This window comes from Streptomyces sp. NPDC097617 (genome assembly GCF_044761485.1).
In the GTDB taxonomy this organism is placed as follows: Bacteria; Actinomycetota; Actinomycetes; order Streptomycetales; family Streptomycetaceae; genus Streptomyces.
Genome location: NZ_JBIWCL010000013.1, coordinates 79,148 through 92,475, shown reverse-complemented (window position 1 = coordinate 92,475; position 13,328 = coordinate 79,148). Strand labels below are relative to the sequence as shown.

Here is a 13,328-nt window from a genome sequence, read left to right as displayed (position 1 = left end):
CTGAGCCCGGGGTTCAGGCCGTGGCCAGCTGCTCCTCCAGTTCCTGGAGCAGCCGGCGCTTGGCCCGGGCCCCGACCATCTGCTGGACGGGCTCGCCGTCGCGGAAGACGAGCAGGGTGGGCATGGACAGCACCCCGTACCGGGTGACGGCCCCGGGGTTGCTGTCCGCGTCGATCTGCACGACCTTGAGGCGGTCGGCCTCCTCGGCGGCTATCGAGGAGAGCACGGGGGCGAGCTGGCGGCAGGGGCCGCACCAGTCCGCCGTGAACTCCACGAGGACGGGCCGCCCCCGCTCCCCCAGTACCTCGGCCTCGAAGTCCGCGTCCGTCACCTGTGCCACGCCATGGGCCTTCATGTCACCGTCCCTCTCGTTCGTCCGGTCATCCGGTCATCTCGCACTTCGGCACGGCGGCTTCGCCGGCCGCCCGCTCCGCGTCGGCCAACTGCCGCCCGAGCTGCTCGCGTACATCGGCCAGCTGGCCGATGAGGCCGTCCAGCTCGGAGAGCTTGCGCCGGTAGACGGCGAGCGAGGCGGGGCAGGAGTCCCCGGCCGGGTGGCCGGCCCGCAGGCAGTCCACGAAGGGCCGGGTCTCCTCCAGCTCGAAGCCGAAGTCCTGGAGCGTGCGGATCTGGCTCAGCAGCCGCAGGTCGTCCTCGTCGTAGGTCCGGTAGCCGTTGTCGGCCCGCCGCACGGGGAGCAGCCCCCGCGACTCGTAGTACCTCAGCGTCCGGGTGCTGGTCCCGGCCCGCTCCGCCAGTTCGCCGATGCGCATGGCAGGACCGTATGCCTTGACGCCGACGTCAAGGCAAGGGCCCTCGCCACCCCCGTGGGCGAGGGCCCCTGAACGGATCACGCACGGGAAGGATGGCGGGTTCACTTGGTGGGGAGGATGTGAAGGGTCTTGCGTCGACGGGCGTTGGCTGAAACCGTACGTACGGAAAGGATCTACGGGGTCACCGGTTACCGGACGGTCGCACAGAAACCCGACGAAAGCCCTTAACTTCATAGGACGTTCCTACGAGGTATGGGCTTGTTTGTTTGGTCTGTAGGCGCCACAGCCTGGCCACTTCTACGGTGTGCGGTGTGCACTCCAGCCCGCCTTTCAATGCCCCCGCCGCGCGTCGCCTGCGCGCGGCCCTGGGCATGGCTCCCGGTCATGTCGTCTACGGCCTGCGCGCCCAGTACGGACTCGTCGTCGCGTCCGAGACCGTGATGGCCTGGGAGCGTGGCGAGATATCACCTTCCTCCGCCGAGCTCACGGCCCTCGCGGGTGTCCTGTGGTGTTCCCCCGCGGAGCTCCTCTCCGAACCGGTCACCCTGCGGGAGCACCGCGTCGCCCGGGGCCTCGCGGCGGACGACCTGGCCCGGCGGATCGGCCTGGAGACGAGCTCGTACCAGAAGATGGAGGACACCGGCCGCTGGAAGGGCAACGAGCGGCAGTCCGCCGCACTCGCCTCGGTGCTGAGCCTGACGCTGGCCCAGTTCGTGACGGCGACCGGCAAGCACGAGGAGCTGGCGGAACTGCTGCGCAGCGCGGTCACCACGCGCTGGCAGGCGTATGTGAAACCGCTGGGCAAGCTGCTGCCGATCCCCAAGCACCACCTGGAGCGGGTACTGGAGCAGCTGCACGGGGACTACCAGTCGCGGATGGTGGCGACCCTGAGCTGGGGCGGCGGCCAGGGCGAGGCCGGAAGCGGGGACGCCGGCCGCGAGTTCCTCGCCGAGATCGTGGACCGGTTCTGGTACCTCGCGGGCGGTAGGGCCTAAGTACTCCGCGCCCCGTCGGGCAGGCCGGCGCCGCAGCGGGCGCAGAAGCGGGCGTCGCGGTCGGCGGCCGGGCGTCCGCACGCGTCGCAGACGAGGTGCAGCAGGCAGGCCGGCCCGCCGGCGAGGTCCGGTCGCGCGCCGCGGCGGGGGCCGTTCGGCCGGTGGATCGAGGCCGAAGGTCCCGTCCGGGCGCGCCTAGAAGACCGACTCGGCCTCGTACATGCGGTTTTCGGGGACGGTCTTGAGCTCGGTGACCGCATGGGCGAGCGGGGCCATCACGATCTCGGTGCCGCGCAGGGCCGTCATATTGCCGAATTCGCCGCGGTGGACGGCCTCCACGGCGTGCCATCCGAAGCGGGTCGCGAGCACGCGGTCGTAGGCGGTGGGGGTGCCGCCGCGCTGGACGTGGCCGAGGATGACCGGGCGGGCCTCCTTGCCGAGGCGGTGTTCCAGTTCGATCGCGAGGCGGTTGCCGATGCCGGCGAAGCGCTCGTGACCGTACTGGTCGATCGCGCCCTTCTCGTACGGCATGGAGCCCTCGGCCGGGTGCGCGCCCTCGGCGACGCAGATCACGGCGAACTTCTTGCCGCGGGCGAATCGCTCCTCCACCATCTTCACCAGGGCGTCCACCTCGAACCGGCGTTCCGGGAGGCAGATCCCGTGCGCGCCGCCGGCCATACCGGACTCCAGCGCGATCCAGCCCGCGTGGCGGCCCATGACCTCGACGACCATCACGCGCTGGTGCGATTCGGCGGTGGTCTTGAGGCGGTCGATGGCCTCGGTGGCGACCATGACGGCGGTGTCGAAGCCGAAGGTGCGGTCCGTGGAGGAGATGTCGTTGTCGATGGTCTTCGGTACGCCGACGACGGGCATCCCGGCGTCCGACAGCATCCGGGAGGCGGTCAGGGTGCCCTCGCCGCCGATCGGGATGAGAGCGTCGAGGCCGTAGCGCTCCGCCAGCTCCTGCGCGTTCTCGGCGGCTTCGTGGAGTCGGGCGCGCTCCATGCGCGCCGAGCCGAGAATCGTTCCGCCGCGGGCGAGGATGCCGCTGACGGCATTGATGTCGAGGGGGCGGAAGTTGCCGTCGAGGAGGCCCTTGAAGCCGTCCTCGAAACCGATGACCTCGTCTCCGTGCCCGACCACGGCACGGTGTACGACCGACCTGATGACAGCGTTGAGGCCCGGACAGTCGCCGCCTGCGGTGAGAACTCCGATACGCATCGTGCTGTGTCTCCTGCCGTACATATGAAGGGCGTAATGGTGAAGCCTGTCCGATTGTTCCACGGGCCCGGGGTGCCGCGCGTTTTCGGCAGCTCCGCCGGGAAGGCCTTTCGGCCCTCCCGGCCAGGCCTTTTTCCGGGGGGCGCCCTAGCCATTGGCAGAGGTATTGTCAAGAGGTCAAGCCATACCAAACGGACATCCACAGCAGGGGACGGAGAGCGGGCGTGACGCGCAGCGTGTACGTGACCGGGATCGAGCGGGGGGACGGCCGACAGGTCGTCGAGCTGGGGATCATGGAACTGCTGACCCGGCAGACGGGCCGGGTGGGCGTCTACCGTCCGCTCCTGCACGACGCACCGGACCGGCTCTTCGACCTCCTCAAGGCCCGCTACCGGATCGAGCAGGACCCCTCGACGGCCTACGGGATGTCCTACCAGGAGGCCTCGGCGATCCTGGCCGAGAAGGGCACCGACGAGCTGGTCTCCCGCCTGGTCGACCTCTACCACCGGGTGGCCCGCGACTACGAGGTCATGCTCGTCCTCGGCACCGACTACGCGGACACCAACCTCCCCGACGAGCTGGCGCTCAACGCCCGCCTCGCCAACGAGCTGGGCGCGGTCGTCGTCCCGGTCGTCGGCGGCACCAGGCACGCGGCCGAGGCCGTGCGCGCAGAGGCCCGCAACGCCTACCGCGCCTACGAGACCCTGGGCTGCCACGTCGTCGCGATGGCCGTCAACCGGGTGGCCGCGGAGGACCGCGACCTCATAGCCGAGCGGCTGGCCGCCCGGCTGCCCGTGCCCTGCTACGTGCTGCCGGACGACAAGTCGCTCTCCGCCCCGACGGTCGCCCAGATCACCCGGGCGCTCGGCGGTGAGGTGCTCCTCGGCGACGAGGCCGGGCTGGCCCGCGACGCCCTGGACTTCGTCTTCGGCGGCGCGATGCTGCCGAACTTCCTGAACGCCCTGACCCCGGGCTGCCTGGTCGTGACCCCGGGAGACCGCTCCGACCTGGTCATCGGCGCGCTGGCCGCGCACACCTCGGGCACCCCGCCGATCGCCGGTGTGCTGCTCACCCTGAACGAGCGCCCGGGCCAGGACATCCTGACGCTGGCCTCGAAGCTGGCGCCGGGCACGCCCGTGGTGTCGGTGGCCGGCAACAGCTTCCCGACCGCCGCCGAACTCTTCTCGCTGCAGAGCCGGTTGAACTCCGCGACCCCGCGCAAGCTGGAGACCGCGCTCGGCCTGTTCGAGCGGCACGTGGACACCGGCGAGCTGCGCGACCTGCTGTCGGTGGCCCGCTCGGAGCGCGTCACCCCGATGATGTTCGAGCACGAGCTGCTGGAGCGGGCCCGCTCGGAGCGCCGCCGCGTCGTGCTGCCCGAGGGCACCGAGGAGCGGGTCCTGCGGGCCGCGGACGTGGTGCTGCGCCGGGGGGTCTGCGACCTGACCCTGCTGGGCGAGGAACAGGCGATCCTGAAGAAGGCCGGCGACCTCGGCCTCGACATCTCGGGCGCTCAGCTCATCGACCCGGCGACCTCCCCGCTGCGGGAGACCTTCGCCGAGTACTACGCCCGGGTCCGCGCCCACAAGGGGATGACCGTCGAGCTGGCGGGCGATGTGGTCACCGACGTCAACTACTTCGGCACCCTGATGGTCCAGCGCGGGCTGGCCGACGGCATGGTCTCCGGTTCGGTGCACTCCACCGCGGCGACCATCCGCCCGGCCTTCGAGATCATCAAGACGAAGCCGGAGGCGTCCATCGTCTCCTCGGTCTTCTTCATGTGCCTGGCCGACCGGGTCCTCGTCTACGGCGACTGCGCCGTCAACCCGGACCCGAACGCCGAGCAGCTCGCCGACATCGCCGTCCAGTCGGCCGCCACCGCGGCCGCCTTCGGCGTCGAGCCGCGGATCGCGATGCTCTCGTACTCGACCGGGACCTCCGGCAGCGGCGCGGACGTCGACAAGGTCCGCAAGGCCACCGAGCTGATCCGCGCGCAGCGCCCGGACCTGGCCGTCGAGGGGCCGATCCAGTACGACGCGGCCGTGGAGCCCTCGGTCGCCGCGACCAAGCTGCCGGGGTCCGCGGTGGCCGGCCGCGCGACGGTGCTGATCTTCCCCGACCTCAACACGGGCAACAACACGTACAAGGCCGTGCAGCGTTCGGCGGGCGCCGTCGCGGTCGGCCCGGTGCTCCAGGGTCTGCGCAAGCCGGTCAACGACCTCTCGCGCGGCGCACTCGTGCAGGACATCGTCACCACCGTGGCCATCACCGCGATCCAGGCGCAGGGCGCGCCGGCGCCCACCGCCTGACCCCCTCCCACTCACCGCCCGCGACAAGGAAAGACCTCCACCGTGACCGCATCGCGCATCCTCGTCCTCAACTCCGGCTCCTCGTCGCTCAAGTACCAGCTCCTCGACATGGCGGACCGCTCCCGGCTCGCGTCCGGACTGGTGGAGCGCATCGGCGAGGAGACCTCCCGGCTGGTGCACGAGCCGCTCACCGGTCCCGGCGCCGCGGGCGGCAGGCGCGAGCAGCTCGGCCCGATCGCGGACCACGGGGCGGCGCTGAAGGCAGTGGCCGCGGAGCTCGCCGCCGACGGGATGGGCCTGGACTCCCCCGAACTGGCCGCGGTGGGCCACCGGGTGGTGCACGGCGGGACGCGGTTCACCCGGCCGACACTGATCGACGACGAGGTCCTGGCGGAGATCCGCAAGCTGATCCCGCTGGCCCCGCTGCACAACCCGGCGAACGTGACGGGCATCGAGGTGGCGCGCTCGCTGCGCGCGGACCTCCCGCAGGTCGCCGTCTTCGACACGGCCTTCCACTCGACGATGCCGGAGTACGTGGCGCAGTACGCCATCGACGCCGCCACCGCCGAGGCGTACTCCATCCGGCGGTACGGCTTCCACGGCACCTCGCACGCCTACGTCTCCCGGGCGACGGCCCGGCTGCTCGGCAGGCCGGTGGAGGAGGTGAACGTGATCGTGCTGCACCTGGGCAACGGCGCCTCCGCGTCGGCCGTGCGGGGCGGGGTGTGCGTGGAGACGTCGATGGGCCTGAGCCCACTGGAGGGGCTGGTGATGGGCACCCGTTCGGGCGATGTCGATCCGGCGGTCGTCTTCCACCTGGCGCGGGTGGGCGGCTTCTCGGTGGATGAGATCGATTCGCTCCTGAACAAGAAGAGCGGTCTGCTGGGCATGTGCGGCGACAACGACATGCGCGAGGTGCTCCGGCGGGCGGGCGAGGGCGACGAGGCGGCGAGCCTCGCCTTCGCCACGTACATCCACCGGCTGAAGAAGTACATCGGGGCCTACTGCGCGGTGCTCGGGCGGGTGGACGCGGTGACTTTCACGGCCGGGGTCGGCGAGAACGCCCACCAGGTGCGCGAAGCCGCGCTGGACGGCCTGGCCGAGCTGGGCCTGGCGCTGGACCTGGAAGCCAATGCCGTGCGCTCCGGCGAGCCGCGACTGGTCTCGGCGCAGTACTCCCGTGTGGCGGTGGCGGTGGTCCCGACGGATGAGGAACTGGAGATCGCCACCCAGGCGTATGCGCTGGTTACCCACTAGTCACTTGGACTTTCCGCCAGACGGAATATTCCGCTACGAAACAAACCGATAGGATCCAGTCATGCGCCGTTCCAAAATTGTCTGCACGCTGGGCCCCGCCGTCGACTCGTATGAGCAGCTGAAAGCGCTCATCGAGGCAGGTATGAACGTGGCCCGATTCAACTTCAGCCACGGGTCCCAGGCAGAACACCAGGAGCGGTACGACCGCGTCCGGCAGGTCTCCGAGGACACCGGGCGCGCCGTCGGCGTCCTCGCCGACCTCCAGGGCCCGAAGATCCGTCTGGAGACCTTCGCCGAGGGTCCCGTAGAGCTGGTGCGCGGTGACGAGTTCACCATCACCACCGAGGACGTCCCGGGCGACAAATCCATCTGCGGCACCACCTACAAGGGCCTCCCGGGCGACGTCGCCAAGGGTGACCAGATCCTGATCAACGACGGCAACGTCGAGCTCCGGGTGACCGAGGTCGAGGGCCCGCGGGTCAGGACCATCGTCATCGAGGGCGGTGTCATCTCGGACCACAAGGGCATCAACCTGCCGGGTGCCGCCGTGAACGTCCCCGCCCTGTCGGAGAAGGACGTCGACGACCTCCGGTTCGCCCTGCGGATGGGCTGCGACATGGTCGCCCTGTCCTTCGTCCGTGACGCGGGCGACGTCAAGGACGTCCACAAGGTGATGGACGAGGAGGGCCGCCGGGTCCCCGTCATCGCCAAGGTCGAGAAGCCGCAGGCCGTCGAGAACATGGCGGCCGTGGTCGACGCCTTCGACGCGGTCATGGTGGCCCGTGGCGACCTGGCCGTCGAGTACCCGCTCGAGAAGGTCCCGATGGTCCAGAAGCGGCTCATCGAGATGTGCCGCCGCAACGCCAAGCCGGTGATCGTCGCGACCCAGATGATGGAGTCGATGATCACCAACTCCCGCCCGACGCGCGCGGAGGCGTCCGACGTCGCCAACGCGATCCTCGACGGCGCGGACGCGGTCATGCTGTCGGCCGAGTCCTCGGTCGGCGCCTACCCGATCGAGACCGTCAAGACGATGTCGAAGATCGTCACGGCGGCCGAGGAGGAGCTCCTGTCCAAGGGCCTCCAGCCGCTGGTCCCGGGCAAGAAGCCGCGCACCCAGGGCGGCTCCGTCGCCCGTGCGGCGTGCGAGATCGCGGACTTCCTCGACGGCCAGGCGCTCATCGCGTTCACCCAGTCCGGGGACACCGCCCGCCGCCTGTCGCGGTACCGCGTGACCCAGCCGATCCTGGCCTTCACCACGGACGTCAACACCCGCAACCAGCTCACGCTCAGCTGGGGCGTCGACTCCTACATCGTCCCGCACGTGGACACCACCGACGCGATGGTCGACCTGGTGGACGGCGAGCTGCTCAAGCTGAACCGCTACAACCAGGGCGACACCATGGTCATCACCGCCGGCTCGCCCCCCGGTGTCCCGGGCACCACCAACATGGTCCGGGTCCACCACCTGGGCGGCGACACCGCCTGACGCACCACCTCTGCCGCACAGAGCCCGAGGGCGGCGCCCCGGTCCTTCTCAGGATCGGGGCGCCGCCCTCGGTGTATTGCGCTGCGCTGCCGCTACTCCCCGCCGGGGTCGATCTCCCGGCCCGTGGAGTCCCAGACCCGCATGAATCCGTCGCCCTCCTGGGTCAGGATCATGACGCCGCCCACGAGGTGGACCGAGCTCGGCGTCTCGGACTCGGCGAATTCGACGTCGATCCAGTCGCCCGGAGCGAGGAAGCACTCACCTCCGATGATCTCGAAGCGGACCTTCAGCGGCTCGCGCTCGTCCGCGTAGAAACGGGTTCTCATGGCACATCGTCCCAGTGCTGGAGGAGCCAGTCCATCAGGTCGGCCCGGGGGCCGGCGCTCTTGTTGCCCGACGGATTGGCGGTCGGACGGTACGGCCGGAGCCGGTGGACCTCGGCGTACCCGTCGCGCACCGTGGTGATCTCGGCCCTGCTGAACTCCTTCTTCACCTCGGCGAGCTGCTTGAGGTTCATCATCTCGTAGGCGCCGTCGGCGTTGACCGAACCCTTGCCGGTGGTGTTGTTCCAGAGCTTGCGGCCCAGCGCCTTGTGCACCCGTGCGGCGAAGGGGGGCCGGGTTACCGGTGCCCTTGAACAGCCACAGTGCGCCCGCGGTATCGGCGGCGATCAGGTCGGTCTTCCCGTCGCCGTCGGTGTCGCCCCACCCGGTGCCGATCCTCATCCGGGCGGCGAGGGTGCCGTCGGACCTGCCCTGGTACAGCCGGACGGCCCGCCCCCGGTCAGGGGGACGGGCCGTCCGGGTGTCGTCGGAGCAGGTGTTACTCCGGCGGGCCGATGTAGTTCTTGAGGCCCGGGACCGTGAGGGTGCCGCCGAACTGGCCGGCCTGGACGACCTTGACGTTCGTGAAGAACGCGAACGGGACGTTCAGGGGCGGCGGGCTGTTCGGGGTGAACTCGATCGGGATCAGACCGAACAGGTTCCCCTTGAGGCTCTCGGTGTACATCGTCACCGTGCCGCCGCGGATCTTGGACGTGGAGCCCGGACGCGACTTCAGGTGGGCGACGTTCCCCGACGTTCCGACCGTCTGGTACAGGTCCTTGATGTCCAGCGAGTCCGCGGTGAACTTCAGGACCTTCTTGGTCTTGCCGCCGGCCGTCTTCACCTCGACGATGCCGTGGTAGTCCAGGCCGTAGAGGGTCAGCAGGGAGCTGTCGAGGTACCAGGGCTCGTCGGGCAGGAGCGGGACACCCTGCTCCAGCTCGGCGTCGGCCAGGGCCTTGGCGTCGTGGGTCGGGCACGGGAAGGGCTGCTTCCCGTCCTTGTCCTTGCCGTCCTCAGCCTTGTCCTTGTCCTTGTCGGCCTTGTCCTCGCCCGTCTCGTCCTTGGGGTCCTTCTCGGTCTTCTTGACCTCGTCGGACAGGTCCTTGACGTCGACGCCGGCCTTCTTCGCCGCTTCGCGGATCGCGTCCGCGGCGGGGTCGGGAGTCGGGGTCGCCTTGGGGGTCGTGGACGGCGTGGGAGTCGGGTTCGCCTTCTCCTTCGCGTCCTTGAGAGGCCTGCCGAGCTCGTCGACCAGGTCCCCCAGCGCGTCGCCGACACCCAGCGGGTCCAGCGGGTTCGTGGACTTGGTCGGGTCCGGAGCCGGCGTCGTGGCAGGGGCCTTCTCGTTCGTCACCGGGGGCTTGGTCGCCGACGGGGAGGTGCTCGGCTTCGCCTGCGCGGACGCCGACGCGGACGGAGAGGGCGTCGCACTGGGCGACGTACTCGGCGACGGCGTCTTCGAGGGCGTGGGCGACGGGGACTTCGACTCGGTCTCCGCAGGTTCGTCGGACCGCGTCACACACGGTCCGGGCGCGAAGGGAATCTCCTTGTCGTCGGCCACGGCCAGCTTCGGCGCCATGCCCATCCCGACGAACACGGCCGTCGGCATCGCCGCGAGCGCCATCGTCTTGCCGACGGGTATCTGGATCTTGTTCAGCAGCGACTTCCTGGGCGCCGCGTGGCGCGGCCCCTTCACTACACGGGACTCTGCGCCAGGGGCCACGCCCCGCTGCGTCTCGTCACCCCGCACTGTTCCTCCCGCCATCGGCGTGGGCAGTCGTCTCGCTCGCGTGTGCCGTTTCCGTCCCACGGGGACCAGGAATGCCCTGGAGACCCATGTCCGCCGTCGCCTCGGCCTTGCTCAGGCCGACCACGCCCGGTCGCTGCGCGTCCCTCGACCCCTCGCCTTCCTCGGCCGGCTGACCCGGCGCCCAGGCCAGGGCGAGAGCGCCGCCGACCATGGAGAGGGTGAAGCCGATGAAGAAGCCACCGAGGTTGGACACCGGGATCGAGACCAGGGCCAGCAGGATCGCGGCCACGCCGGCGAAGACGCGGATGGTCTCCTGGAACCAGAGGGCCAGGCCCAGCGTGATCAGCAGTACACCGATGATCAGTGCACCGGCGCCACCGGTGGTGGCCATCGCGAGACTGACGTTGCCCAGCCGGAGGTCCGCGTAGGGGAAGTATGCGATCGGAATGCCACCGAGGAGCGTGAACAACCCGGCCCAGAAGGGACGGCGGCCACTCCATGCATGGAAGTGGTAGTACACCGCGGTGGGCCAGGCGTCGTCTTCTGCGCGAACGTAAACCGGGGCCTGGGGGTTCATGGACAACAGCTCCCTGGAAACGGTGGTACGGAGAAATCTGTGGAGCCCGGACGGGCGGGGGACGACGGCTGCCGCCACCCGCCCGGCCGGTCGGACACGGGGACTGATCAGTCCTTGATGTCCTGGTAGCACGGCTGGTCGCCGCCGAGCAGGCGCAGCTTCAGGTTGGGAAGCTTGAACGTGCCCGCCGTGGTCGCCCAGGCCTTCTGCTTCACGTCCCTGAGCACGGCCCGGTCCGCGCGCTGTGAGAACGCGTAGGGACTGGCGACCGTACCGGCCTGCGGCTTGGTCTTGTGGCTCGGGTCACCGACCGCGACACCGATGTCGAGGTTCTCGAACTCGGCGTCGGTGTCGAGCTCGGCCACATCCAGGTAGATGTTGGTCGCCTCGGCCGCCTTGCCCTTGTGACCCGTCCTCAGCTGGAGCGTCACGGCGCCCAGCGGAGTCGGGGTGACCAGGGACTGGCACATGTTGGTGATCTTGGCGTTGCTGAACCCGGAGATGGTGACCGGGTGGTGCTGGGCGTTGCCCTTGAGGTCGTGACCCTCGGCGATACCGCCGTACTGAATGAGGTTCCGACCGTCGAGCTCGTCGGCCGAGACCTTGAAGTCCTGGCCGGAGACGCTGAACGACGCCGCGAGGGCACCCTGCGCCAGACCCACACCGACCGCGGCCGTGGCCGCGATGCTCGGCACCATGACGAGCGCGAAGCGCTTCCATCTGGTCCCGCCACGAACCTGAGAACTCATTTCGTTCCTCCTTCTCGGACGTACATCTCCGGTCCGGGCCGTACCCGTCCTGGGATGGGAGAAGTGCTACGTCCTCGGGAAGGAGCGCAGGCGGCCGGGCCGCGGCTGTGCCACGTCCGATACACCGGCGATCACCCCCGAGCGACAACCACTGGGCCACGCGTTCGCGCAACCTGAGGACAGGCCCCGCCGGTGTGGCAGAGACCCCCCTGTCCCACGGCCGGTGCCACTGCCACAGGCCGGCTCGGTGGGGACCCTTCACCGCGGCTCCGAGTGAGCGGCTCTGCGGGAAGGACCGAGCGTCGCCGATCGTGGTCCATTACAGGCCGGGGCACAAGGGGGTTCGTTACTGGCGGGTAACGGCCAGATAACCTGAGTACGACCCGCCGCCGTCGGGCAGCAACACAGGGTGTTACCCAGGGCCACGACAGAACGGATGATTGCCGAACACACCGGACAGTTCACGGGGTTCGATTTACTGCGAGTAACAGCGGCCGCGATTCCCAAGTTTTGGCAAAGTGCGGCCGCTGTTCATCTATGTGTCAACAAATCGCCGGTGGCCCGGCGGTGCACGGCGAACCCGCCGCGGCATGCCCCGAGCGGCCCGGAAGCCGGTCCGGAGCCGGTCTAGAAGAGCACCCGCGCGAGCGCCGTACGCGCCGCCGACACCCGCGGATCGTCCGCGCCGATGACCTCGAACAGCTCAAGCAGCCGAAGCCGCACGGCGTTCCGATCCTCACCGAACGTGACCCGGACGGTGTCCACCAGGCGCCCGAAGGCGTCCTCCACGTGACCGCCGACCAGGTCGAGGTCGGCCGCGGCGATCTGCGCCGCCGGGTCGCGCGGGTTCTCGGCGGCCGCGGTGCGCACCGCCTGCGGGTCCATGTGCTGGACCCTGGCGAGGAGCTCGGCCTGGGCCAGACCCAGCTCGGCCTCGATATTGCCCGGGTCGTCCGCAAGTACGTTCTTGTAGGCCTGGACCGCGCCGCCCAGGTCACCGGCGTCCAGCGCGACGACGGCTGCCTCCAGCAGCGCGTCGTACGGGCCCTCCGGGATCTCGTCGGCGGCCGGGGCGGCCTCGGCCGCACCCTCCGCGTTCGGGTCCACCTCGATGCCGATGATCCCGAAGCGGTCCTCGGCGACCTGGACCAGCTGGGCGAGGGTGTCGCGGATCTGCTCCTCGGGTGCCACGCCCTGGAACAGCGGCAGCACCTGACCGGCGACCACGGCGAAGACGGCCGGGATGCCCTGGATCTGGAACTGCTGCATGAGCATCTGGTTGGCGTCGACGTCGACCTTGGCGAGCACGAGGCGACCGTTCGCCTCGGTGATCAGACGCTCCAGCAGGGGGCTGAGCTGCTTGCACGGCTGGCACCACTCGGCCCAGAAGTCCAGGACGACCGGAACCTCGGCGGAGAGCTGGAGCACATCGCGTTCAAAGCCGGCCTCGTCTACGTCGATGACGAGGGCGGACGGCGGCACCGCACCGGCGGACGGACCGGCTCCGCCGGCCTGACCGGCCTGGCGTGCCGCTTCGGCGCGGGCCTGCTCGGCCTTGGCCTTGGCCTCGCCGGCCGCCTTCACCGCGGCGAGGTCGACGACGCCGCTCATGGACATGTTTCTGGGCTGCATGCGTACATCCTCCCCCGTGTGCGCGCGCCGACGAAAAAGATCGCGTGAATTGGCCGTGCCGCCGTACTGTCGCGATCGTGATGCCCGGTCGGCGCCCGGTCCCCACCTGACGCCTGTAGCCCTTCGCGTGGTTGCCGCTCTTACGCTACGAGCCGTAGCGTAACTCCCCCGGCGGCTGCGCGCTCCCCTTCCCGGCCCGTGATCTGAACCACAGCGGCCGCTTCGGCTACCGGCGGGTATGGTCTCGGCC

Annotated in this window: 13 protein-coding genes; 4 read left to right on the top strand and 9 right to left on the bottom strand. The window is 69.9% G+C overall.

Annotation, left to right across the window (positions count from 1 at the left end; genetic code table 11):
* Positions 1–13 precede the first annotated feature (13 nt).
* Positions 14–355 carry a co-chaperone YbbN gene (locus ACIQZO_RS21590; protein ID WP_272934836.1) on the bottom strand — a complete coding sequence of 114 codons (342 nt, stop codon included), beginning with the start codon at positions 353–355 and terminating at the stop codon, positions 14–16.
* A gap of 25 nt (positions 356–380) precedes the next feature.
* A complete protein-coding gene (locus ACIQZO_RS21585) occupies positions 381–773 on the bottom strand; it encodes a MerR family transcriptional regulator (RefSeq protein WP_403628325.1) in 393 nt (130 codons plus the stop codon).
* A 371-nt stretch (positions 774–1,144) separates the two neighbouring features.
* Here ACIQZO_RS21585 and ACIQZO_RS21580 point away from each other — a divergent pair, with 371 nt between their 5' ends.
* On the top strand, positions 1,145–1,768 hold the full coding sequence (locus tag ACIQZO_RS21580; protein WP_403628510.1) for an XRE family transcriptional regulator: 624 nt from the start codon (positions 1,145–1,147) through the stop codon (positions 1,766–1,768).
* A gap of 195 nt (positions 1,769–1,963) precedes the next feature.
* Here ACIQZO_RS21580 and ACIQZO_RS21575 read toward each other — a convergent pair whose 3' ends face one another.
* On the bottom strand, positions 1,964–2,989 hold the full coding sequence (locus ACIQZO_RS21575) for an ATP-dependent 6-phosphofructokinase (protein WP_403628323.1): 1,026 nt from the start codon (positions 2,987–2,989) through the stop codon (positions 1,964–1,966).
* A gap of 224 nt (positions 2,990–3,213) precedes the next feature.
* Between ACIQZO_RS21575 and pta the strand changes: the two genes are divergently transcribed.
* From pta to pyk, 3 genes are all read left to right on the top strand, one after another.
* Positions 3,214–5,298 carry a phosphate acetyltransferase gene (gene pta / locus ACIQZO_RS21570; RefSeq protein ID WP_403628321.1) on the top strand — a complete coding sequence of 695 codons (2,085 nt, stop codon included), beginning with the start codon at positions 3,214–3,216 and terminating at the stop codon, positions 5,296–5,298.
* A gap of 42 nt (positions 5,299–5,340) precedes the next feature.
* The gene (locus ACIQZO_RS21565; RefSeq protein WP_403628319.1) at positions 5,341–6,555 is read left to right on the top strand and encodes an acetate kinase; all 1,215 of its coding nucleotides are present in this window, start codon (positions 5,341–5,343) and stop codon (positions 6,553–6,555) included.
* Between the two features lie 61 nt (positions 6,556–6,616).
* Entirely contained in the window at positions 6,617–8,044 is a 1,428-nt protein-coding gene (gene pyk / locus ACIQZO_RS21560; protein ID WP_403628317.1) for a pyruvate kinase, read from the top strand.
* Between the two features lie 92 nt (positions 8,045–8,136).
* Here pyk and ACIQZO_RS21555 read toward each other — a convergent pair whose 3' ends face one another.
* The 6 genes from ACIQZO_RS21555 to ACIQZO_RS21530 form a co-directional block, all read right to left on the bottom strand.
* On the bottom strand, positions 8,137–8,370 hold the full coding sequence (locus tag ACIQZO_RS21555) for a hypothetical protein (protein ID WP_403628315.1): 234 nt from the start codon (positions 8,368–8,370) through the stop codon (positions 8,137–8,139).
* Entirely contained in the window at positions 8,367–8,642 is a 276-nt protein-coding gene (locus ACIQZO_RS21550; protein WP_403628313.1) for a hypothetical protein, read from the bottom strand. The genes ACIQZO_RS21555 and ACIQZO_RS21550 overlap by 4 nt, the downstream gene beginning before the upstream one ends.
* Positions 8,643–8,866: 224 nt before the next feature.
* Positions 8,867–10,120: a hypothetical protein gene (locus tag ACIQZO_RS21545; RefSeq protein ID WP_403628311.1), complete on the bottom strand. Its 1,254-nt coding sequence runs from the start codon at positions 10,118–10,120 to the stop codon at positions 8,867–8,869.
* The gene (locus ACIQZO_RS21540; RefSeq protein ID WP_403628309.1) at positions 10,110–10,697 is read right to left on the bottom strand and encodes a DUF6114 domain-containing protein; all 588 of its coding nucleotides are present in this window, start codon (positions 10,695–10,697) and stop codon (positions 10,110–10,112) included. Before ACIQZO_RS21540 ends, ACIQZO_RS21545 begins: the two co-directional genes overlap by 11 nt.
* A 107-nt stretch (positions 10,698–10,804) precedes the next feature.
* A complete protein-coding gene (locus ACIQZO_RS21535) occupies positions 10,805–11,446 on the bottom strand; it encodes a DUF6230 family protein (protein WP_403628307.1) in 642 nt (213 codons plus the stop codon).
* Between the two features lie 627 nt (positions 11,447–12,073).
* Positions 12,074–13,078, bottom strand: coding sequence for a tetratricopeptide repeat protein (locus ACIQZO_RS21530; RefSeq protein ID WP_403628305.1), 1,005 nt, complete (start codon positions 13,076–13,078; stop codon positions 12,074–12,076).
* Positions 13,079–13,328 lie beyond the last annotated feature (250 nt).

Bases quoted from the DNA above. Each gene is read 5' to 3' on its own strand.
- ACIQZO_RS21590 (WP_272934836.1), bottom strand. From the start codon at position 355: ATGAAGGCCCATGGCGTGGCACAGGTGACGGACGCGGACTTCGAGGCC.
- ACIQZO_RS21585 (WP_403628325.1), bottom strand. From the start codon at position 773: ATGCGCATCGGCGAACTGGCGGAGCGGGCCGGGACCAGCACCCGGACG.
- ACIQZO_RS21580 (WP_403628510.1), top strand. From the start codon at position 1,145: ATGGCTCCCGGTCATGTCGTCTACGGCCTGCGCGCCCAGTACGGACTC.
- ACIQZO_RS21575 (WP_403628323.1), bottom strand. From the start codon at position 2,989: ATGCGTATCGGAGTTCTCACCGCAGGCGGCGACTGTCCGGGCCTCAAC.
- pyk (WP_403628317.1), top strand. From the start codon at position 6,617: ATGCGCCGTTCCAAAATTGTCTGCACGCTGGGCCCCGCCGTCGACTCG.
- ACIQZO_RS21555 (WP_403628315.1), bottom strand. From the start codon at position 8,370: ATGAGAACCCGTTTCTACGCGGACGAGCGCGAGCCGCTGAAGGTCCGC.
- ACIQZO_RS21540 (WP_403628309.1), bottom strand. From the start codon at position 10,697: ATGAACCCCCAGGCCCCGGTTTACGTTCGCGCAGAAGACGACGCCTGG.
- ACIQZO_RS21535 (WP_403628307.1), bottom strand. From the start codon at position 11,446: ATGAGTTCTCAGGTTCGTGGCGGGACCAGATGGAAGCGCTTCGCGCTC.
- ACIQZO_RS21530 (WP_403628305.1), bottom strand. From the start codon at position 13,078: ATGCAGCCCAGAAACATGTCCATGAGCGGCGTCGTCGACCTCGCCGCG.